Source organism: Amycolatopsis sp. Hca4 (assembly GCF_013364075.1).
Lineage (GTDB): Bacteria > Actinomycetota > Actinomycetes > Mycobacteriales > Pseudonocardiaceae > Amycolatopsis.
Window position 1 is genome coordinate 4,229,135 of sequence record NZ_CP054925.1, and the last position, 20,379, is coordinate 4,249,513.

Genomic DNA, 20,379 nt, shown 5'->3' on the forward strand with positions numbered 1-20,379 from the left:
TCTTCTGGGGGTCGAACCCCCAGACCCCCGCCAGGGGGCAAGCCCCCTGGACCCCCGGCGGGGTCACCTGAGCGGTCAACTCACTTCAGGAAATCGGTCAGCAGGTCCTTGAGGGTCTCCGGGTACTGCAGCACCCCGTGGTCCTGGCCTTCCAGCGTCTCGTGACGGGCGCCGGGCACCGCCGCGGCCGCCGCGCGGGCGCCTGACTGCAGCGCGTCGTCGCTCGCGCCGCCGCCGATCACCAGGGTCGGCACCTGGATGCGGGCCAGGTTCTGCGAAGGGCGGGCGTCCGGGCCGCAGATCGTCAGGTCGTACGGCAGCGTGTGCGCCAGCGCCGTGAACCAGCCCCACACCGGGGCCTGCTTCATCCCCTCGATCATCTCCGCCGGCGTGCCCGCGACCTGCAGAAACGTCGCCACCGCGGCGTCGCGGTCCCCCGCCGCGAGGTGGGCGCGCACCTCGTCCACCACGTCGGCCCGCGGGTGCTCGTCGGTCGCGTACGGCGGCTCGTACGCGACCACCTTCTCGATGCCGATGCCCGCCGCGGCCGCCTCCAGGGCCAGGATCGCGCCCGACGAGTGCCCGAACACCGTCGCCGTCCCGCCCGCCTGGGCGATCAGCGCCGCGAGGTCCTCGATCTCCCGCTCGACGGCGTACGAAGGAGCGTCACCGGAGCCCCCGCGCCCGCGGCGGTCGAAAGTGATCGCCGTGAAGTCGCCAGCCAGGACCTCCGCCAGGCCGACCGTGGTCGTGCGGTCGTTGAACGCGCCGCCGACCAGGATCACCGGCGGGCCGTCCCCGCGCTGCTCGAAGAAGATCGACGTGCCGTCGGCCGATGTGACGTTCATGCTTCCTCCAAAAGGTTCACCCCTTGGTCGGAGCCGTCACGCCGATCCGGACACCGATCGTCAGGGAAGTTTCCAGTCCACCGGCGCCGCGCCCTGCTGCTCCAGCAGCTGGTTGGCCCGGCTGAACGGCCGGGACCCGAAGAAGCCGTTGTGCGCCGAGAGCGGGCTCGGGTGCGCGGACTCGATGCACGGCACGTCGCCCAGCATCGGGCGCAGGTTGCGGGCGTTGCGGCCCCAGAGGATCGCCACCATCGGCTCCGACCGGGCCGCGAGGGCCTTGATCGCCTGCTCGGTGACCGCTTCCCAGCCCTTGCCCTGGTGCGAGTTGGACTTGCCGGGCTGCACGGTCAGCGACCGGTTGAGCAGCAGCACGCCCTGCTCGGCCCACGGTGTCAGGTCGCCGTTGGACGGCAGCGGGTGGCCGAGGTCGTCGACGTACTCCTTGTAGATGTTGATCAGGCTCTTCGGGATCGGCCGGACGTCGGGCGCGACCGAGAAGCTCAGGCCGACCGCGTGCCCCGGCGTCGGGTACGGGTCCTGGCCGACGATCAGCACCCGGACGTCGTGGAACGGCTGCTTGAACGCCCGCAGCACGTGCTCACCCGCCGGCAGGTAGGTGCGGCCCGCGGCGATCTCCGCGCGGAGGAACTCCCCCATCGCGGCGACCTGCGGCGCCACCGGTTCGAGGGCTTTCGCCCAGCCTGCCTCGACGATGTCCTGCAGCGGTCGTGCGGTCACGGCGCGCAAGCCTACCGGGCGTGGCCGGCGTCACCCGAGCGGGTCGAGCCGCCTCAGCTCGGCCCGGAACCGCTTGCCTCGCTCGACGTAGGAGTCCACCACCATGGCGATGCTCTCCGGGCCGAACGACTTGTTCTCCCGCACCTTCCCCGGCACGCCCAGCGCGATCTCGCCGGTCTTGACGTGCGAGCCGTAGGACAGCACCGCGCCCGCGCCGACCATGCCGCCGTCCTCGATCACCGAGCCGTTCAGCACCACCGAACCGGACGCGATCAGGCAGCCGGTCCCGATCGTCGCGCCCTCGACGTGCACCGCGTGCCCGATCGCCGACGACGGCCCGAGGATCGTCGGGTGCCGCTCGGTGCAGTGCAGGACGCAGCCGTCCTGGACGTTCGACCGCTCGCCGATCTCGATGTAGCCGTGGTCGCCGCGCAGCACGGTCTGCGGCCAGACGGACGCGAGCGCGCCGATCCGGACGTCGCCGATGACCGTCGCGTCCGGGTGGACGTAGGCGTCGGGGTGGATCGTCGGTTCGAGATCACCGAGTGCGTAGATGGGCATGCCGCCTCCGGGTGACTGCGGTTTCACGTGTCCTGCGATTGGATCACGCCATCACCGCCAAGCCGAAAACCAGCCTGCTCCTGATCTTCCTCGTCGTGCTGACGTGGCTGCTCAGCGTGCCCGTGCCCACCCCGGCGCTCGCCAACGGACTGGCCGGGACACCGCCGATGGGCTGGAACAGCTGGAACCAGGTCCGCTGCCACGACCTCACCGAGGACGTGGTGCGCAGGGCCGCCGACGCGCTCGCCGACACCGGCCTGCGTGACGCGGGTTACGAGTACGTCGTCGTCGACGACTGCTGGCAGGCCGCCACCCGGGCCGCCGACGGCTCGCTGCAGCCGGACCCGAAGCGGTTCCCGCACGGCATCGCCGACCTCGCCGACTACGTCCACTCCCGCGGGCTGCTGTTCGGCATCTACGCCGTGCCCGGCAGCCGGACCTGCGCCATGGCGAACGACGCCTACCCGGCGTCCGGCATCGGCTCGCTCGGCCACGAGCGCCAGGACGCCGAGACGTTCGACCGCTGGGGCGTCGACTACCTCAAGTACGACTGGTGCTACGCCGACACCGTCGACGGCCTCGACCGGAAGGCCGCGTTCGAGAAGATGCGCGACGAGCTGGCCGCGTTGCCCCGCCCGATCGTCTACGCGATCTCCGAGTACGGCGTCTCCAGCCCGTGGACCTGGGCGCGGCCGGTGGCGAACCTCTGGCGCACCACCGACGACCTCTTCGCGACCTGGGATTCCGTCCTCGCGACGATCGACCGGCAGGCCGCCGTCGCCGTCCACAGCGGCTCCCCCGGCGGCTGGAACGACCCGGACATGCTGCAGGTCGGCAACGGCACGCTGACCGCCGACGAGTCGCGCGCGCACTTCAGCGTCTGGGCCGTGCTGAACGCGCCGCTGTTCGCGGGCACCGACCCGGCGAAGCTGAGCGGCACCGACCTCGCGACGCTCGGGAACGCCGAGGCCATCACCGTCGACCAGGACTTCGCGGGCAGCCAGGGACGGCGGCTCGCCGCGGGCCCCGGCTACCAGGTGTGGGGAAAACCGTTGAGCGACGGCGGGTTCGCGGTGGTGCTGCTCAACACCGGCAGCACCACCGCAACCGTTTCCGCCGTGATTCCCGGCGCCTGGAACGTCCGGGACCTCTGGGCCCACCGGGACGTCGGCACCGCGGTGAGCGCGTCCCTGCGGCCGCACGCGGCGGCCCTGCTGAAGCTCACCCCGAGGTGAGGTCCTTGCCGAAGCAGCGGCTCTCCGGCTCGTTCTTGTAGACACCGAACTTCGGGATCTCGGTGTAGCCCGACGACGTGTAGAGCGCGATCGCCTCCGGCTGCTTCGTCCCGGTCTCGAGGACCGCGCGCTTGCGGCCGGACAGCGCCGCCGTGCGTTCCAGCTCGAACAGGATCATCCGCGCGAACCCGCGGCCGCGCGCCACGTCGGAGACGTACATCCGCTTGAACTCGGCGTCACCCGGCCGGAAGTCGGGCTCGGGACCGTCGTGGGCGCGCCACGCCCCGCAGGCGACGGCTTCCTCGCCCTGGTAGCCGACGAGGAACAGGCCCTGAGGCGGATCGAAGTCCGCGGGGCTCATCGGCGTGGCGTCTTCGCTGCCGTAACGCTCGACGTACACCTGCTGCACCGCGGCCATGAGCTTGGCCGCGTCGGGGTGGTCGTAGGGGACTGGAACGATTCTCACGCTTCCGGAGCCTAGATCAGCGCCAGTGCGCCCATCCGGCTTCTCGCGAAAACGGTTTCCCGTCGACGGTGATCCCGGAGCCCGCCATGGTGACCACCCCGATGGTGCGCCAGCCCTCCGGCAGCTCGGTGAACGGCGGGAAGGTGGCCGCCAGCGCGTGGTCCTCGCCGCCGGTGAGCACCCAGTCCAGTGGATCCGCGCCGAGGGCGGCGCCGACCTCGGTGAGCCGGGCGGGGACGTCGAGGTCGGCGGTGCGGACGTCGATTCCGACGTCGGAGGCCTCGCCGATGTGGCCGAGGTCGGCGAGCAGGCCGTCGGAGACGTCGATCATCGCGGTGGCCCGGCGAGGGCGGCCCGCGGCCCGGCCTCGTAGGGCGGTTCCGGGCAGCGCTGGGCGTTGACGACACCGACCGGGGATCGGAAGCCGCGGCCGAGCACGGCCAGGCCGGCCGCGGCCCAGCCGAGCCGCCCGTTCACCGCGAGGACGTCACCGGGGCGGGCCCCCGAGCGCGTCACCGGCTCGCGGTCGCCCAGGTCGCCCAGCGCCGTGACACTGATCACGAGCTGGTCGGCGCGGACCATGTCGCCGCCGGAGACGCCGATGCCGGCCCGGTCGGCTTCGGCCCACATACCGTCGGTGATCCCCTTCACGACGTCGCTGGGCGTCTCGGGAGGGCAGGCCAGGCCGACCAGGACGGTGGTCGGGGTGGCGCCCATGGCGGCGATGTCGGCCAGGTTGACCGCGACGGCCTTGCGCCCGACGTGCTCGGGCGTCGACCAGTCCAGGCGGAAGTGGACGCCCTGGACGAGCACGTCGGTGCTGGCGACCACCCGGCCGTCCGGGGCCGCGACGACGGCGGCGTCGTCGCCCGGGCCGAGCAGCGTGCCCGGCGGCTGGCGCCGTCCTTCGGTGACGGCGCGGATGAGCGCGAACTCCCCGGTCTCGGCGACCGTTCCGTCGTTCGGTGACACCGGTCACCTCTGCTTTCTCTACCGGGACAAAGATCGATCACCGATAGTCGGATGCCCTATGTTTTTCCGTGAGCTGGCGATACGTTGCTGGTGACGTTCCTACCTTGAGGAACAAGATCCCGACGAAAGGGCGCGCCGTGGTCCACGCATACATCCTCATCCAGACCGAGGTCGGCAAGGCGGCCGCGGTGGCTGCCGAGATCTCCAGCATCCCGGGTGTGACCAGCTCGGAGGATGTCACCGGACCGTACGACGTGATCGTCCGCGCCGCCGCCGACAACGTGGACCAGCTGGGCCAGCTCGTGGTCGCGAAGGTGCAGAACGTGGAGGGCATCACGCGGACGCTGACCTGCCCGGTCGTCCACCTCTGAGCAATGGTGTAGTGGTCGGGTGCCTGATTCCGACACCGGTGCGCCGCCCCGGGTGGTGCTCGTCACCGCGGCCGCGCTCGCCGTGGCGCTGGCGGTCGCCGTCGCCGTGTTCGCCCTGACCCGGCCGTCCCCCGCGGACTCCGCCGGTCCGCTGCCGCTCGTCCCGGTTCCCGCACCCGAGTCGGGGTCGCCGGGCTGCACCACGCTACTGGGCGCGGTCCCGGCGGAGCTGACGTCGAACGGCGCTTCCTTGAAGGTGCGCGAGCTGGCGTCCCCCGCCCCGCCGGCGACGGTGGCCTGGGGCACGGACGACCCGCTGGTCCTGCGCTGCGGCCTCAACCGGCCGCCGGAGCTGACCCCGACGGCGCAGCTGCGGCTGGTGAACAAGGTGCAGTGGCTGCAGGTACCCGGCGAGGGCGCGTCGACGTGGTACGTGGTGGACCGCGAGGTCTACGCGGCGCTGACCGTGCCGGACACCGCCGGCACCGGGCCGCTGCAGGAGATTTCGGACACCGTGGCGGCGAAGCTGCCCGCGCGCCCGCTGCGCTTTTCCTAGGCCCCGCGGGTCGATGACCTTCGGGTGATCAACGGGATGTTGTTCAAGGCCAAGACCGGAGTGGCGTGGCGGGACCTGCCGGAACGCTATGGGCCGTGGAAGACGGTCTACAACCACAGGGGAAACCCGCTCGGTCGGCGGGCACAGCGAGCCAGGTGATCATGCCATCGGCCGGTCCCGCGGCGGACCCACCACCGAAATCCACCTCGCCTGCGACGGCCACGGACGGCCTCTGTCGGTCGCGCTGACCGGCGGCAACGTCCACGATTGCCCTATGTTCACCCAGGTCATGGCGGGAATCGAGTTCCGCCGGTCAGGCCCGGACCTCCGTCGAACAGGCCGAGCAGTGTGCTGGCGTACAAGGGCTACTCCAGCAGGCCAACCGGCGGCGACGCGGCCGGGCAGGCGGGCACCCACCGGCTTTCGACCGCATCGCTTACTGGCGTCGCAAGCAGTTCCGTGCGATCGCCACGCGGTGCGACAAGACCGCTATCTCCTACCGAGGCATGATCGATCTGGCGACGCTGCTCAGCCGGCTTTGAGGACAGGCCCTAGCGGAGGCCGGTTCCGCGGGCGATCGCCGTCTCGACGAGGGTGGTCAGCAGGGTCGCGTAGTCCATGCCGGTGACCTCCCACATCTTCGGGTAGGCGGACTTCGTGGTGAAGCCCGGCATGGTGTTGACCTCGTTGATGATCAGCTCGTGGTCTTCGGTGACGAAGAAGTCGACGCGGGCCAGGCCCTGGCAGTCCAGCGCCCGGAAGGCTTCGACGGCCATCGCGCGGAGCTTCTCGGTCAGTGCGTCGTCGAGCTTGGCGGGGATGTCGAGCTCGGCGTCGTCGCCGAGGTACTTGGTTTCGAAGTCGTACCAGGCGTCTTCGTCCTCCGACAGCACCCGGATCTCGGCGGGCAGCGAGGCTTCGACGCGGCCGTCGGGGAACTCCAGGACGCCGCACTCGACCTCACGCCCGACGACGGCGGCCTCCACCAGGACCTTCGGGTCGGTCGCGCGGGCGAGTCCGATGGCCGCGTCGAGCTCGGCCCAGTCCGCCACGCGCGAGATCCCGACGGAACTGCCGGCTCGCGACGGCTTGACGAACACGGGCAGCCCGAGCGCGGCCCGGTCCCCTTCATCCAAAGTGGACTGGTCACGACGGAGGGCGCGGTAGGTCCCGACCGGAAGCCCTTCGGCGGCAAGCAGTTTCTTGGCCGTTTCCTTGTCCATGGCGGCCGCGCTGGCGAGCACGCCGGGCCCGACGTAGGGGATGCCGGCGAGCTCGAGGAGCCCCTGGATGGTGCCGTCCTCGCCGAAGGCGCCGTGCAGGACGGGGAAGACGACGTCGACGTGGGACAGCAGTTCGCTTTCCCGGCCGGGTTCCACCGCGACCAGGCCCTGGCTGGAGGGGTCGCCGGCGAGCACGAGCCCCTTGCCGTCGTCCACGGAGGGCAGTTCGCGGCCGCGGATGGCGAGCTGGGCGGAGTCCCCGGAGCCGAGCACCCACCGGCCCTCGCGCGTGATGCCGACCGGGACGGCCTCGAACCGTTCGGGGTCGAGGTGCCCGAGCACGCTGCCGGCGGACAGGCACGAGATGGTGTGCTCGCTGCTGCGCCCGCCGAACACCACGGCCACCCGGATCTTCTCGCTCATGGTGAGCCACCGTACCCGGTGACCTCGCGGAACAGCCCAGCCCCGTGCGACGGGGGGACGGCGGCGAGCGGTGAACGCAACCGGTGACGGCCCCGGCACGTCTTGTCCGTCGAGGCCCGTCTCAGCGCAGCAACGCCACCAGCGTCGGCAGAGCCGCCACCAACGCCTCCCGCGCACACCCCGCGTACCCGATCGCCACCCCGAACGCCGACGGCGCTCCGGCGAAGTGCCGCGCCAGCCCGTCCAGCCGGATCCCCCGCCGCTCGGCGGAAGCGATCACCGACGCCTCCACTTCGGCCGACGGGAACGGCACCACCAGGTGCGCCCCCGCGTCGTCGCCGCGGACCGGGATGTCCGCGGCCGACAGCGCGCCCGCCAGCAGTGATCGCCTCTCCGCCATCTCGCGGCGCAGTTTGCGCAGGTGACGGCCCAGGTCGCCGTTGCGCGCGAACTCGTACAGCACCCGCTGTCCCGCCGGGGACGGCCGGGTTCCGGTCAGGTCGCGGTACGCCAGGACCGCCGAGGTGATCGCCTCCGGCGCCACCATCCAGCCCGCGCCCAGCGTCGGGGTGAGGATCTTCGACGTCGTCCCCAGGTGCGCCACGACGTCCGGGGCCAGCGACGCCAGCATCGGCAGCGGTGCCACGTCGAACCGCAGCTCGCCGTCGTAGTCGTCCTCGATGACCAGCATCCCCGACGATCGGGCGCGCTCGACCAGCGAGACCCGCCGGGCCGCGCTCAGCCTGCTGCCCATCGGGTACTGGTGCGCCGGCGAGCAGTACACCGCCCGCGCGCCCTCCGGGATCGCGTCCGGCCGCAGCCCTTCGAGGTCCACCGGCACGCCGACCACGCGCATGCCCGCGCGCCGGAACGCCTGGACCGCCCGCTGGTAGCCGGGCTCCTCGACGGCGACGACATCCCCGCGTTCCAGCACCGCCGCGGCCAGCTCCACCACCGCCGCCGTCGTGCCGCCGGTGGCCAGTACCGAACCCGCCGCGAGGCCGCGGTGGCGCAGCAGGTGCTCCGACACCGCCGCGCGGTACTCCGGCAGCCCGGCCCGGTGGGCGCGGACCAGCGGTTCCGGGTCCGCCGCCGCTCGCCACGCGCGGCGCCAGGCCGCCCGGTCCAGCCCCGCCGCCCACGGCGTGCCCGGGCCCAGGTCCAGCAGCGACGGCGTGGCGGCCTCGGGCGTCGGCACGGCGGGCGCGGGGACCTCGGAAGCGGAGAACGACGGTGGGGTCGTCACGTACGTGCCGGAGCCGTGCCGCCCGGCGATCCAGCCTTCGGCGTGCAGCTGCTCATACGCCGCCGACGTCACCGTGCGGCTGACGCCGAGCCGCCCGGCCAGTGCCCGCGTCGAGGGCAGCCGGTCGCCGCCGCGCAGGTGGCCGCTCGCCGCCGCTTCGCGCAGCGCGTCGGCCAGCTGGACGGCCAGCGGGGTCACCGCCGAACGGTCGAGGCTCACCGGGAGCGCGGTGTCGGACACGGGACCTCCAACTCGGAGTGGACTTCCCAAGTGTACGAGAAGTGGCCATTTTCCGAGGCCACTGCGGCGGGAGACGCTGGTCGCATGTTGTCGACCACGCCCCGCACCACGCTCGGCCGCAAGAAGCACCGCGCCGTCACCGACCGGTCCGCACTGCACGCGGTCCTCGACGAAGGCCTGATCTGCCACCTCGGGGTGGTCCGCGACGGCGTGCCGCTGGTCCTCCCGACCGGCTACGGCCGCGACGGCGACACGCTCTACCTGCACGGGTCGACCGGCGCGGCCAGCCTCCGCACCGCCGCGCACGGCGTCGACGTCTGCGTGACGGTGACGCTGCTCGACGGCATCGTCTATTCGCGCTCGGTCAACAACCACTCGATGAACTACCGCAGCGCCGTCATCCTCGGCCAGGCGAAGCCGGTCCTCGACGCCGAAGCGAAGCTGCACGGCCTGAAGGTGCTCACCGACCACCTCGCACCGGGCTCGTGGCAGCACGCGCGCGAGGTCAACGCCAAGGAGTTCGCCGCGGTGTCGGTGCTCGCGCTGGACCTCGCCGAGGCGTCGGTGAAGATGCGGGCCGAGGGCCCGGACGACGAGCCCGAAGACGTCGAGGCGGACACGGCCTGGGCGGGTGTCCTCCCGGTGCGGACGGTCTACGGCGTGCCCGAGCCGTCCGCAGACCTCTCCCCCGGCTGGACGACCCCGCCGCACGTCACCGCGCGAGCGGCAACCGGACGGTGAACGTGGTCCGGCCGGACCCGGACGCCACCGAGACCGTGCCGCCGTGCGCGGTCACCAGGGACTGGACCACCGACAGCCCGAGCCCGGTGCCGCCGTTGCCGCGGGTGCGGGAGTCGTCGACGCGGAAGAACCGGTCGAAGATCCGCTCCCGGTCCTCCGCCGCGATGCCCGGCCCGGTGTCGGTCACCTGCACGACGGCCTCGCCGTCCGAAGCGGTCACCGACACGTGCACCGCCGTCCCGGGCGGGGTGTGCACGGCCGCGTTGGCCAGCAGGTTGTCCAGCACCTGGCGCAGCCGCACCGGGTCGGCGTGCACGAACGCCGCCGAAAGCGCCGAAGTGAGCGGGTGGTCCGGCCGCCCGGCGGCGAACGCGTCCGCCGCGTCACCGGCCAGCTCGGCCAGGTCGAGGCGTTCGGGCCGCAGCGGCGTCTCGGCGGCCCGCGCGTCGAGCCGGGCCAGCAGCAGGAGGTCGTCGACGAGCACGGTCATCCGCGCGGTCTCCTCGCGGATCTTCGCCAGGTGCGCCTCCCGCTCGGCCGGCTCGTTCGCCGCGGCGTAGCGGAAGAGGTCGGCGTACCCGCGGATCGACGTCAGCGGGGTCCGCAGCTCGTGGGAGGCGTCCGCGACGAACCGCCGCAGCCGCTCGGTGGCCGCGGTCTTCGCGGCCAGTGACGTGTCGATGTGGGCCAGCATCACGTTGAACGCCGTCCGCAGCTCGTCGACTTCGGCGCCGCCGCCGGTGCCCGCCGCGCGCACCGGCAGGTCCGGGTTCACGGTGAGGTCGTGGGTGGCGATGTCGTGCGCGGTGCCCGCCATGTCGGCCAGCGGGCGCAGGCCGCGGCGCAGCACCAGCCGTCCCACGACCACCAGCACGGCCAGCGCGAGCGCGAACGCGCCGACCTCGACCCAGACCAGCTGCCGGACCGTGGCGTCGAGGTCCTGCTGCGGCGCCGCCGACAGCAGCACCGAGTCGGTGTCCACCGGGCAGGCGCGCACCCGGTACGGGCCGTCGTCGCGCAGGTAGATGTTCCGGGTGACGTCCCCGCTCACCGCCTCGGCGGCGATCTTCGCCAGTTGCTTGGCATCGCCCGGCAGCCGGCCGCCGGGCTCGGGGACGGCGACTCCGTCCTGCACTTTGTAGAGCGCCGAGTACCACGAGTACACCGACTGCGGCGAGCCGTGCGTTTCGCGCAGCAGCGGCAGCTGGGTGTTCTGGCTCTTGGACAGCTGCTCGTCGAGCCGCCGGTCGAGGTAGCCGTGCATGATCCCGACCGTCGTGACGCCCACGGCCGCGAACACCACCAGCGCGAGCGCGCCGAGGCCGAGGGTGATCCGGGTGCCCAGCCGGGTGCGCCGCCAGGCGCCGTACCACCGGGTGAAGAGGCCCTTCACCGGTGCGCCTGCCGCACGACGTACCCGACGCCGCGGACGGTGTGGATCAGCGGTTCGCCGTCACCCGCGTCGACCTTGCGCCGCAGGTGCGAGATCACCAGTTCGACCACATTGGACCGGCCGCCGAAGTCGTACTCCCAGACGTGGTCGAGGATCTGCGCCTTGGTCAGCACCGCGGGCGAGCGGCGCATGAGGTAGCGCAGCAGCTCGTACTCGGTCGGGGTCAGCTCGGCCAGGACGTCGCCGCGGCGGACCTCGCGGGTGTCCTCGTCCAGGGTGAGGTCGCCGACGCGCAGCACGGCCCCGCGGGCCTCGGGCTGGTGCGCGACCCCGGCACTGCGCCGCAGCACCGCCCGCAGCCGCGCCATCAGCTCCTCGACCGAGAACGGCTTGACGAGGTAGTCGTCACCCCCGCGGGTGAGCCCGGCGATCCGGTCGGCCGTCGCGTCCTTGGCCGTGAGGAACACCACGGGCACCGCGTTGCCGCCCGCCCGCAGCCGGTCCAGCACGGTGAAGCCGTCGAAGTCGGGCAGCATCAGGTCGAGCACGACGATGTCCGGCCCGAACTCCGCGGCCCGGCTCAGCGCGGCCTGCCCGGTGCCGGCCGTGACCGCCTGCCAGCCCTCGTACCGGGCGACGGTGGCGACGAGGTCGGCGATGTGCGGCTCGTCGTCGACGACGAGCAGGCGCACGGGGTCGGGAGTCTGCACCCCTGCATCTTCTCCCCCGCGTGCGCGGCGGGCGAGGCGGCGCCCGCGGCCGACAGGATTCCGACAGCCGGTACCCAGACTCGCCACAGCCTGCGTGGCGAGGCTGACCTTCGTGAACCGAACCGAAGGGGGATCCGTGTGACCACCATGACGCAGACCGCCGAGGCCGCGCGCCCGGCGATCCGCCCCCGGATCGCCGCGAAATCCGGCCTTTTCCTCTTCCTCGGCGCCAACGTGGCCGCCGTCACCGTCCTGTTCGTGCAGGCCGGGGTGTCGCAGAACGTGCTGATCACGATCGGCAGGCTGGCCGGCCTCTACGGCGCGCTGGCGATGGCGTTCCAGCTGCTGCTGGTGGCCCGGCTGCCCTGGCTGGACCGGCGGCTCGGGATGGACCGGCTGACCACCTGGCACCGCTGGACCGGCTTCACGATCCTTTGGACGCTGCTGGCGCACCTGGTGTTCATCACCATGGGCTACGCGGAAGTCTCGGACAAGGGCGTCGTCGACGAGCTGGTCGAGATGGCCGACACGCTCGAAGGGATCCTGCGGGCGCTGGTCGCCTTCGCGGTGATCCTCATCGTCGGGGCCGCTTCGGCGAAGTTCGCGCGCAAGCGGCTGGCCTACGAGACGTGGCACTTCATCCACCTCTACACCTACGCCGCGGTGCTGCTGGCCTTCACCCACCAGATCGCGCTGGGCCAGTCGTTCGCCGGCTCGGAACCGGCGAAGGCGTACTGGTGGACGCTGTGGCTCGGGGCCGGCGCGGCCGTGCTCGCCGGGCGGGTCGTGCTGCCGCTGTGGCGGAACCTGCGCCACCAGCTGCGGGTCACGGCCGTGGTGTCCGAGTCACCGGACGTCGTTTCGGTGTACATGTCCGGCAAGCACCTGGACAAGATGCCGGCCAAGGCGGGGCAGTTCTTCCTGTGGCGGTTCCTGACCAAAGACCGGTGGTGGCAGGCCAATCCCTTCTCCCTGTCGGCCGCGCCCGACGGCCGTTCCCTGCGGCTGACGGCGAAGGCGCTCGGGGACTCCAGCGCCGGGCTGCGCAACCTGCGCGTCGGGACGCGCGTGTTCGCCGAAGGCCCGTACGGCGCCTTCACGACGATCCACCAGCGGCGGCCCAACGCGCTGCTCGTCGCGGGCGGGGTCGGGATCACGCCGATCCGCGCGCTGCTGGAGGACATCGACGGCCACGTCGTCGTGCTGTACCGGGTGCGGTCGCAGGCGGACGCGGTGCTGCTGCCGGAGCTGAACGAGCTGGCCAAGGCCCGCGGCGCCAGCGTCAGCGTCCTCACCGGACCGGACCAGGCGGTCGGGCCGCGCGGGGTGATGCTCGGGCCGGCGAACCTGCACATGATGGTGCCGGACGTGCACGAGCGGGACGTGTTCGTCTGCGGCCCGCCGGGGATGACGTCCGCGGTGCTGCGCAGCCTGCGCGAGCTGCGCGTGCCGGGTTCCCAGGTCCACGCCGAACGTTTCAGCCTCGCGGCCTAGGGGGATTGCTGTGAAGAAGACCATTTTCGTCGTCGCGCTGTCCATCGCCGGGTTCATCGCCGTCTGGCGGTTCGAGCCGGGGCCGGTGCACAACACCGCCGCCGTCGCCCAGGCGCCGCCGCCGGCGGCCACCGCACCGTCCACACCGGTCACTTCGGCGGCCCCGACGAGCACACCGGCGGCTCCGGCCACTTCGTCCGGTCCGGCACCGTCCACTTCGGAGGTTCCGTCGTCCAGGGACACCGCGGGCGAGACGGTGACGACGAAGGGCAGCGCCGAGTCGAGCCGCTACGGCACCGTGCAGGTGCAGGTGACGTTCACCGGCGCCCGGCTCACCGCCATCACCCTGCTGCAGGCCCCGGACGGCGGCCGCTCGCTCACCGCCCTCCCGAAGCTGCAGGAGGAGGCGATCAAGGCGCAGAGCGCCGACATCGACACGGTGACCGGCGCCACCGAGACCAGCGAGTCCTACAAGACGTCCCTGCAGGCCGCGATCGACGCGAGGGGTAACCGATGACGAACCGGGTCGAACAGGTCATGGGGCTGCCGATCTCGCTGGACCTGCGGGACGAGGACGACTTCACCGAGGTCGTCGACGACGTCTTCGCGTGGTTCCGGTACGTCGACGCCCGGTTCAGCCCGTTCCGGGAGGACAGCGAGGTCAGCCGGTACGACCGCGGCGAGCTGACGGCCGCCGAGCTGAGCGACGACCTGATCGAGGTGCTGGAGCTGTGCGCGTACTACGAGCAGCTTTCCGGCGGCGCGTTCCGCGCGCGGCTGCCGGGCCGCGGCCTCGACCCGTGCGCGGTGGTGAAGGGCTGGGCGGTGCAGCGCGCGGCCGAGATGCTGAAGGCCGAAGGCGCGACGACGTTCTGCCTCAACGCCGGCGGCGACGTCGTCACCGCGGGCGAGCCGGAGCCGGGCCGTCCGTGGCGGGTCGGGGTGCGCCACCCCGAGCAGCCGCTGGCCGTGTGCGCGGTCCTGGAGTCCCGCAACGGCGCGATCGCGACCTCGGCGGCGTACGAGCGCGGCTCGCACATCCTCGACGGCCGGTCCGGGACACCGGCGACCGGACTGATGAGCGTCACCGTCGTGGCCGGCGACCTGGTGACGGCGGACGCGCTGGCCACGGCGGCGTTCGCGATGGGCACCGAGGGCATCACCTGGGCGGCCGACCGGCCGGACTGCGAGATCCTCATCGTCGACGACAGCCGCCGGGTGCACCGGACGGCCGGGCTGGCACTGGCGTCCTAAATCGGTTCGCTCTCTCCACGGGGCTGGGCCAGACTCGGGCGCACCCGACTTTTCGAGGAGTGCCATGCCGTCGTCCGTGCTGAACGTGTCCGTGGACTGCGCCGACCCGTACACGCTCTGCCAGTTCTGGAGCCAGGTGACCGGGAAGCCGATCCCGGACGAGGACCAGCCGGGCGACGACGAAGTCGGCTTCGAGCTGAACGACGGAACGAACCTGCTCTTCCTGCGTGTGCCCGAGCCGAAGACGGTGAAGAACCGGCTCCACCTGTGCCTGCAGCCGGACATCCCGCGCGACGAGGAGGTCGCACGGCTCCTGGGCCTCGGCGCGACGCTGGTGAACGACCTCCGCAAGCCGGACGGCACGGGCTGGGCGGTGCTCGCCGACCCCGAAGGCAACGAGTTCTGCGTGCTGCGCAGCGCGGCCGAGCGCGCGGCGGTGTCATAACGTCGTGACGGACTCGTTCGCGGCCACCAAGGCCGACCGGGACGAACGCGCGGTCCTGCACGCGGCGTCGCCGGACCACGCCTTCGCGCGGTTCGCCGAGGATCCGGCGCACCTGAGCGGGGTGGTGCGGTTCGACCGGCCTCGCCGACGCGGCGGGTGCCTCGATCGGCGCTGGGCGGCGCTGCTGGAGAACGGGTCGGCGCTGACCGCGTTCGCCGAGCACGACAGCGTCCCGTGGAACGCACTGCCCGGCCGGCTGGTGCTCGACGAGGCCACCGGCGAGTGGCGGCTGGCGACGACCTACACGCTCCAGGCGGTCAAAGGCGGCTGAATAGGGTGGCCGCATGCCTTTGATCGCCCTCGCCTCCCTCGGCGGCACCATCTCGATGGCCCCGGACAGCGGCGGCGGGGCCGTCCCGCGGCTCGGCGCGGCCGACCTGCTCGGCGGCTCGGCGACCTGCCGATGGACGTCCTGGCCGAGACGCTGGCCGGGATCGGCAGCGCGTCGCTGGACTTCGCGACGCTGCTGCGCTGCCGCGAATGGGGCCTGCGCCAGGACGCCGACGGGTTCGTCGTCGTCCAGGGCACGGACACCCTCGAGGAAACGGCGTACTTCCTGGACCTGCACTGGCCCTCGGACGTCCCGGTGGTGGTCACCGGCGCGATGCGCAACGCCGGGCTGTTCAGCCCGGACGGCCCGGCGAACCTGCGCAACGCGCTCACCGTCGCGGCCGATCCGCGCAGCCGCGGCCGGGGCGTGCTGGTCACGCTCAACGACGACGTCCACGCGGCCCGCTGGGTGCGGAAGGCGCACTCGAGCCACTTGGACGCGTTCTCCTCGGCGCCGGCCGGGCCGCTGGGCATGGTCGTCGAGCACGCGGTGCACTGGTTCCATCCGTCCCCGCCGCGGCTGCCGTCCTTCGACGGCGGTGGCTTCGACGGCCTGGTCCCGATCGTGGAAACCGGTCTCGACGACTCGGGCGCGTTCCTGGAGCACACGGCTTCGCAGCCGGACGTGCGCGGCGTGGTGATCGCCGCGACGGGGGTGGGCCACGTCTCGGGCGGCACGGCGGACGTGATCGCGCGGCTGGTGCCGTCCCTGCCCGTGGTCGTCGCCTCGCGGACGGGCGCCGGGCCGACGCTGCGCTCGACGTACGGTTTCCACGGCTCGGAGTCGAGCCTGATCGCGCTGGGCGCGACGATGGCGGGCTGGCTGGACGCGCGGAAGGCGCGGATCCTGCTGCACACGCTGCTGGCCGCGGGTGCGGACCGCTCCCGGATCGAGCAGGGGTTCCGGGCCCGCGGCGACCTGGACTGATCAGCCGGGGAGCGGGCCGTCGACCGGGTCCAGGTGGTACGGGCGCATCGCGCGGCCGGCGTCGCGGTAGACGTGGATCGAGACGGCCGGGTCCGGGCCGTCGTTGCGGACCTCGTGCACGTACCCGGGGCCGAACACCCGCGACTGCCCGGCGGACAGGGCGTGCAGCTCGGTGACCGCGCGGCCGCCCGGCGCCCGGCGGGCCACGGCCTCGGTGAGGTGGCCGCCGACCACGGTGAACGCGCCGCTGGCGAAGGCGTGGTCGTGCAGGTCGGTGCGCTGGCCGGGCAGCCAGCTCATCAGCCACACCTCCTCCCGCTCGTCCTTCGACACCAGCGTCGCGAAGCGCTCGTCGGGGTCGTAGCGCAGCAGGTGGCGCCAGCGGTCGCGGTCGGCGGCGACCTCGAGGGCGACGCGCACCGGGTGGCGCAGGGCGGGGTTTTCGGGACGCAGCAGGGTGTTGTCCGGAACGGCGAACATGAGGGTCCTCACGCAGAAGATAGGGGGTGTCGAGCTGGGCCGGGGCTGGGTTCACCGACAACAGCGACACGCGCGCACGGCGGAGCGGAGGCCGGTGCGGCCCCTCGACTCGGACATGGCGTACGCGAACATGCGACAAGCGTCGCAGTCGCGTCCTTCCCGGTCAAGCCGTCCCAAGGATCAGGACCACTCGTGTTTCTGCGACCGGCCGAGCAGCTCGGCACCGGCCCGGCGCGGGTCGACGCCTTCGTGGCAGACGCGGTGCATGGCGTCGGTGATCGGCATGTCGACGCCGAGGCTCATGGCGAGGGCCCGGATCGACGAGCACGACATGACGCCCTCGGCGACCTGCCCGCCGGCCGCCGCCTGCGCCTGTTCGAGCGTCTCGCCGCGGCCGAGGCGTTCGCCGAAGGTGCGGTTGCGCGAAAGCGGCGAAGAGCAGGTGGCGACCAGGTCGCCGACGCCGGCGAGCCCGGCGAAGGTGAGCGGGTCGGCGCCCAGCTTCGCGCCGAGCCGGGCCATTTCGGCCAGGCCGCGGGTGATGAGCGTCGCCATCGTGTTGGTGCCGAGGCCGAGGCCCGCGGCCATCCCGGTGCTGAGCGCGATGACGTTCTTGCAGGCCCCGCCGAGCTCGCAGCCGACGACGTCGGTGTTGGTGTACGGGCGGAAGTAGGAGTTGGCGCAGGCGCGCTGGATCGCGACGGCGCGTTCGTGGTCGGCGCAGGCGAGCACGGAGGCCGACGGCTGCCCGGCGGCGATCTCCTTGGCCAGGTTCGGCCCGGTGACGACGACGACCTCGCCTCCGTCGATGCCGACGATCTCGCCGATCACCTCGCTCATCCGCTTGAGCGTGCCGAGCTCGACGCCCTTGGCGAGGCTGACGAGGATCGCGTCGTCCGGCAGCAGCTCGCGCCACGCGGTCAGGTTGGCCCGCAGGCTCTGGCTGGGCACGGCGAGGACGACGGCTTCGGCTGCTTCGAGGGCCTTCGCCGGGTCGCTGGTCGCGGTGATGTTCGGCGGCAGGGTGACACCGGGCAGGTAGGCGCTGTTGGTGTGCCGGTCCCGGATGTCCTCGGCGACCTGGTCCCGGCGCGCCCAGACGGTGACGTCCCGGCCGGCGTCGCCGAGCACCTTGGCGAAGGCGGTGCCCCACGAGCCGGCCCCGAGCACGGTGACCCGCTGCACGTCGGCGCGCATCAGACGGGATCCCCCGGCTTGGCCGACGGCGGTTCCTCGTGCCGGATTCCGGCCAGGAGCCGGGTCACCTCGTCCATCATGACCTTGGTGACCTCGCGCAGTTTCGTGGCGCTGCGGGTGTTGCCGCCGCGGTAGGCGGACAGGTCGAGCGGGTCGCCGACGGAGTGGGTGATCGTCTTGCGCGGGAAGGGCGTGAACTTCTTCGTGTAGCCGTTGAAGATCTGGCTGGTCCCCCACCGGGCGATGGGGATGACGGGAACGTCGTTCTGCAGCGCGAGCCGGGCGGCGCCGGTGAAGGACTCCTTCGGCCACCCGGCGGGATCCTTGGTGATGGTGCCCTCGGGGTAGATGACGACGATCTTCCCCTCTTCGAGGGCCTGGTGAGCGGCCTTGAGACTGTCCCCGGCGGCGGCCGACCCCCGCGAGACGGGGATCTGCCCGGACCCCCCGACGATCGGCCCGAGCACCGGCGCGCGCAGCAGGCTCTCCTTGAAGAGGAACCGCGGAACCCGCTTCTGCCGGTGCACGAAGACGGCGTCGACGACGGGATCGAGGTGCGAGATGTGGTTCATGACGAGCAGAGCGGGCCCCTGCCGCGGAATCTTTTCGGCGCCGACGTAGACCCGCCGCCCGATACCGGTGAGCGGGTAGAACAGTGCGGCGGCCAAGCCCACCCAGAAGCCGCCCTTCTCACGCCGGGCCACGATCTCCTCCTCCACACGACGGGTCGGGCCTTGATCCTGCCGCGCCGGGCTCGGGCGGGTCCAGGGAGGGTCCGGTTGGGTGGGGTGGGCGGGTGGGTTGACCAGGCCGGGGGTGCTTCGGCTGTCCGGTCGGGTCGGCGTTTGCGGGGTCGCGGGTCGGCCGCGGGGCCAAGTCGCGGCTGCTCGCGGGCGGGATCGGGCCGGGTCTTCGGTCGGGGCCCACGACCTGGTCGACCTCGTTACCCCGGGTCCGGCCCCGGCAACGGCGGCCCGAACCCACCACCGAGCACCTCGCTCCGCTGATCGAGCCCCTATAGCCCGCACACCCCGGCCCTTTCCAGAGGAAGCAGCCCGCTAGTCGACTACCGGACCACAAACGCCGGCAGACCAGGCCGCGGCACTTCCGTCGGCGCCGGCGGAGGTGCGGTCGCGGTTGCCGATCTCCCGGAAGGAGGTCTTGATCGCCTGGCCGAGGCCCGCGGGCCCGGGCGTCGCTGCGAGCCTTCGCGGCCGAGGCCGGCCGGCCTCGACGATCAGCCGGGAACCGGACCGCAGCCAGATGGCACGTATCGGCCCCGCGCTGCGCACGAGCCGGCCATGGCCCGGCGGCCGCGCCCTGGGGTAGGCGAGCTGATCCGGGTGTCGCAGGCGGTCGGGCTGAATGCGCGGTCGAGCGCAGCAGATCACCCGCGGGGTGCGCCACGACCATCCCGCCTGGCCGCAGTGGCATGTGAGCTGCGAACGGTCTACCGAGCCTTTCCTGCGCGCCTGGCGTGGGTTGTGACGGGCGATCGCTGGGTGGCTGTGCACCCAGGCGGATCGGCGCAGTGCGGGCCGGGCATCACCCCCACCCGACACAGAGCCCGCCCTCCCAAAGGGGGCCACCATCCCCCAACGGGGCACCCCCGATTTCGACGCTATCGCCCCCACCCGACAAACCCCCGCCCCGAACCCCCACCACCCAGAACCTGTCCACAACACCCGTCACCTGTGGACAACCCACCCCGGCCCGCCACCGGCAGCGCCGCTTTCGGGTAAAGATGGACACGTGGACGTGGATCTGATCGTGCCGATGAAACACCCCCGCGACGGCAAGTCGCGGCTTCGTGGTGCCGTCGAGGCGGATCGGCACCCCGGGCTGGTCCTCGCCCTGGCCAAGGACACCCTCGCGGCCGTCACCGCCAGCGCCGAGGTCAGGCGCGTCCTGCTCGTCGCCGCCGATCCGCGGGCCGTCGCGGAGCTGGGCGAACTCGGGGTCGAGATCGTCGAAGAACCCGCCGAGAAGACCCTCAACGCCGCCTTCCGCCACGGCGAAGCCCTGCTCAGAGCCGACGATCCGGACGCCGTCGTCGGCGCGCTCCAAGCCGACCTCCCCGCCCTCCGCGCCGGCGACCTCACCACCGCACTGGCCGAAGCCGAAGCCCTGGCCGCAGCCGCAGCTCAAAGCGCAGCCGCAGCCCCAGCCCACAACGCAGCCCAAAACGCAGCCCGCCGAGCCTTCGTAGCCGATCGCCAAGGCACCGGCACCACCCTCCTCCTGGCCGCCCCCGGCGAACCGCTCGACCCCCGCTTCGGCCCCGCCTCCGCACGCCTCCACGCCGCCTCCGGGGCGATCGCCCTCTCCGCCCCCCTCCCCACCCTCCGCAGCGACGTCGACACCCCGGATGATCTGGCCCACGTCCGCGCCCTCGGTGTCGGAAAACACACCGCAGCCTTCCTCCGGGAACCGTGTGCCCTCCCGCACTGAGCTGTTCATCCGACCTT

21 protein-coding genes and 3 pseudogenes are annotated in these 20,379 nt (G+C 72.5%); 12 read left to right on the forward strand and 12 right to left on the reverse strand.

Going from position 1 to position 20,379, the window contains the following annotated elements; genetic code table 11:
- Positions 1 to 80: 80 nt before the first annotated feature.
- The 3 genes from HUT10_RS18385 to HUT10_RS18395 are packed head-to-tail and all read right to left on the reverse strand — an operon-like array spanning position 81 to position 2,147.
- Positions 81 to 848: an alpha/beta fold hydrolase gene (locus tag HUT10_RS18385; RefSeq protein WP_176172342.1), complete on the reverse strand. Its 768-nt coding sequence runs from the start codon at positions 846 to 848 to the stop codon at positions 81 to 83.
- A gap of 60 nt (positions 849 to 908) precedes the next feature.
- Positions 909 to 1,586 carry a uracil-DNA glycosylase gene (locus HUT10_RS18390; RefSeq protein WP_176172343.1) on the reverse strand — a complete coding sequence of 226 codons (678 nt, stop codon included), beginning with the start codon at positions 1,584 to 1,586 and terminating at the stop codon, positions 909 to 911.
- A 30-nt stretch (positions 1,587 to 1,616) separates the two neighbouring features.
- Positions 1,617 to 2,147 carry a gamma carbonic anhydrase family protein gene (locus tag HUT10_RS18395; protein ID WP_176172344.1) on the reverse strand — a complete coding sequence of 177 codons (531 nt, stop codon included), beginning with the start codon at positions 2,145 to 2,147 and terminating at the stop codon, positions 1,617 to 1,619.
- 38 nt (positions 2,148 to 2,185) lie between these two features.
- Between HUT10_RS18395 and HUT10_RS18400 the strand changes: the two genes are divergently transcribed.
- Positions 2,186 to 3,382: a glycoside hydrolase family 27 protein gene (locus tag HUT10_RS18400; protein WP_176172345.1), complete on the forward strand. Its 1,197-nt coding sequence runs from the start codon at positions 2,186 to 2,188 to the stop codon at positions 3,380 to 3,382.
- Here the strand turns inward: HUT10_RS18400 and HUT10_RS18405 are convergent.
- Positions 3,369 to 3,848 (reverse strand): GNAT family N-acetyltransferase, encoded by a 480-nt coding sequence (locus HUT10_RS18405; protein WP_176172346.1) that lies wholly within the window; start codon positions 3,846 to 3,848, stop codon positions 3,369 to 3,371. The genes HUT10_RS18400 and HUT10_RS18405 overlap by 14 nt on opposite strands.
- Positions 3,849 to 3,864: 16 nt before the next feature.
- Positions 3,865 to 4,820, reverse strand: a pseudogene (locus HUT10_RS18410) (thiamine-phosphate kinase).
- Positions 4,821 to 4,957: 137 nt separating this feature from the next.
- On the opposite strand from HUT10_RS18410, the gene HUT10_RS18415 reads away from it, so the two are divergent.
- The 3 genes and pseudogenes from HUT10_RS18415 to HUT10_RS51060 all read left to right on the forward strand — a co-directional run.
- The gene (locus HUT10_RS18415; RefSeq protein ID WP_003091994.1) at positions 4,958 to 5,191 is read left to right on the forward strand and encodes an Lrp/AsnC family transcriptional regulator; all 234 of its coding nucleotides are present in this window, start codon (positions 4,958 to 4,960) and stop codon (positions 5,189 to 5,191) included.
- 19 nt (positions 5,192 to 5,210) lie between these two features.
- On the forward strand, positions 5,211 to 5,747 hold the full coding sequence (locus tag HUT10_RS18420) for a DUF3515 domain-containing protein (RefSeq protein WP_176172347.1): 537 nt from the start codon (positions 5,211 to 5,213) through the stop codon (positions 5,745 to 5,747).
- Positions 5,748 to 5,750: 3 nt separating this feature from the next.
- Positions 5,751 to 6,122, forward strand: a pseudogene (locus HUT10_RS51060) (transposase); the annotation flags it as partial.
- Positions 6,123 to 6,298: 176 nt separating this feature from the next.
- On the opposite strand, the gene HUT10_RS18430 reads toward HUT10_RS51060, so the two are convergent.
- Both HUT10_RS18430 and HUT10_RS18435 read right to left on the reverse strand, forming a co-directional pair.
- Complete coding sequence (locus tag HUT10_RS18430; RefSeq protein ID WP_176172349.1) at positions 6,299 to 7,393, reverse strand: D-alanine--D-alanine ligase family protein; 1,095 nt, start codon at positions 7,391 to 7,393, stop codon at positions 6,299 to 6,301.
- 121 nt (positions 7,394 to 7,514) lie between these two features.
- Positions 7,515 to 8,879: a PLP-dependent aminotransferase family protein gene (locus tag HUT10_RS18435; RefSeq protein ID WP_176172350.1), complete on the reverse strand. Its 1,365-nt coding sequence runs from the start codon at positions 8,877 to 8,879 to the stop codon at positions 7,515 to 7,517.
- An 84-nt stretch (positions 8,880 to 8,963) separates the two neighbouring features.
- Here HUT10_RS18435 and HUT10_RS18440 point away from each other — a divergent pair, with 84 nt between their 5' ends.
- A complete protein-coding gene (locus tag HUT10_RS18440) occupies positions 8,964 to 9,620 on the forward strand; it encodes a pyridoxamine 5'-phosphate oxidase family protein (RefSeq protein ID WP_176172351.1) in 657 nt (218 codons plus the stop codon).
- On the opposite strand, the gene HUT10_RS18445 is transcribed toward HUT10_RS18440, so the two are convergent.
- Positions 9,592 to 11,013: a cell wall metabolism sensor histidine kinase WalK gene (locus HUT10_RS18445; RefSeq protein ID WP_176172352.1), complete on the reverse strand. Its 1,422-nt coding sequence runs from the start codon at positions 11,011 to 11,013 to the stop codon at positions 9,592 to 9,594. The genes HUT10_RS18440 and HUT10_RS18445 overlap by 29 nt on opposite strands.
- Positions 11,010 to 11,723: a response regulator transcription factor gene (locus HUT10_RS18450; RefSeq protein WP_176172353.1), complete on the reverse strand. Its 714-nt coding sequence runs from the start codon at positions 11,721 to 11,723 to the stop codon at positions 11,010 to 11,012. The genes HUT10_RS18445 and HUT10_RS18450 overlap by 4 nt, the downstream gene beginning before the upstream one ends.
- 147 nt (positions 11,724 to 11,870) lie before the next feature.
- On the opposite strand from HUT10_RS18450, the gene HUT10_RS18455 reads away from it, so the two are divergent.
- The 6 genes and pseudogenes from HUT10_RS18455 (at position 11,871) to HUT10_RS18480 (ending at position 16,234) form a co-directional block, all read left to right on the forward strand.
- On the forward strand, positions 11,871 to 13,217 hold the full coding sequence (locus tag HUT10_RS18455; RefSeq protein ID WP_176177891.1) for a ferric reductase-like transmembrane domain-containing protein: 1,347 nt from the start codon (positions 11,871 to 11,873) through the stop codon (positions 13,215 to 13,217).
- A 10-nt stretch (positions 13,218 to 13,227) separates the two neighbouring features.
- Positions 13,228 to 13,734, forward strand: a complete 507-nt coding sequence (locus HUT10_RS18460) for an FMN-binding protein (protein ID WP_176172354.1) — start codon at positions 13,228 to 13,230, stop codon at positions 13,732 to 13,734.
- The gene (locus HUT10_RS18465; RefSeq protein WP_176172355.1) at positions 13,731 to 14,471 is read left to right on the forward strand and encodes an FAD:protein FMN transferase; all 741 of its coding nucleotides are present in this window, start codon (positions 13,731 to 13,733) and stop codon (positions 14,469 to 14,471) included. Before HUT10_RS18460 ends, HUT10_RS18465 begins: the two co-directional genes overlap by 4 nt.
- A gap of 64 nt (positions 14,472 to 14,535) precedes the next feature.
- Positions 14,536 to 14,916, forward strand: a complete 381-nt coding sequence (locus HUT10_RS18470) for a VOC family protein (RefSeq protein ID WP_176172356.1) — start codon at positions 14,536 to 14,538, stop codon at positions 14,914 to 14,916.
- Positions 14,917 to 14,920: 4 nt separating this feature from the next.
- Positions 14,921 to 15,247, forward strand: coding sequence for a hypothetical protein (locus HUT10_RS18475; RefSeq protein WP_176172357.1), 327 nt, complete (start codon positions 14,921 to 14,923; stop codon positions 15,245 to 15,247).
- A 13-nt stretch (positions 15,248 to 15,260) separates the two neighbouring features.
- Positions 15,261 to 16,234 (forward strand): annotated as a pseudogene (locus tag HUT10_RS18480) (asparaginase).
- Here the strand turns inward: HUT10_RS18480 and HUT10_RS18485 are convergent.
- The 3 genes from HUT10_RS18485 to HUT10_RS18495 form a co-directional block, all read right to left on the reverse strand.
- A complete protein-coding gene (locus HUT10_RS18485) occupies positions 16,235 to 16,714 on the reverse strand; it encodes a cysteine dioxygenase family protein (protein ID WP_176177892.1) in 480 nt (159 codons plus the stop codon).
- Between the two features lie 180 nt (positions 16,715 to 16,894).
- Positions 16,895 to 17,911, reverse strand: a complete 1,017-nt coding sequence (locus HUT10_RS18490; RefSeq protein WP_176172358.1) for an NAD(P)H-dependent glycerol-3-phosphate dehydrogenase — start codon at positions 17,909 to 17,911, stop codon at positions 16,895 to 16,897.
- Complete coding sequence (locus HUT10_RS18495) at positions 17,911 to 18,630, reverse strand: 1-acyl-sn-glycerol-3-phosphate acyltransferase (RefSeq protein ID WP_176172359.1); 720 nt, start codon at positions 18,628 to 18,630, stop codon at positions 17,911 to 17,913. Before HUT10_RS18495 ends, HUT10_RS18490 begins: the two co-directional genes overlap by 1 nt.
- Positions 18,631 to 19,663: 1,033 nt before the next feature.
- Between HUT10_RS18495 and HUT10_RS18500 the strand changes: the two genes are divergently transcribed.
- Positions 19,664 to 20,362 carry a 2-phospho-L-lactate guanylyltransferase gene (locus tag HUT10_RS18500; protein WP_176172360.1) on the forward strand — a complete coding sequence of 233 codons (699 nt, stop codon included), beginning with the start codon at positions 19,664 to 19,666 and terminating at the stop codon, positions 20,360 to 20,362.
- Positions 20,363 to 20,379: the final 17 nt, after the last annotated feature.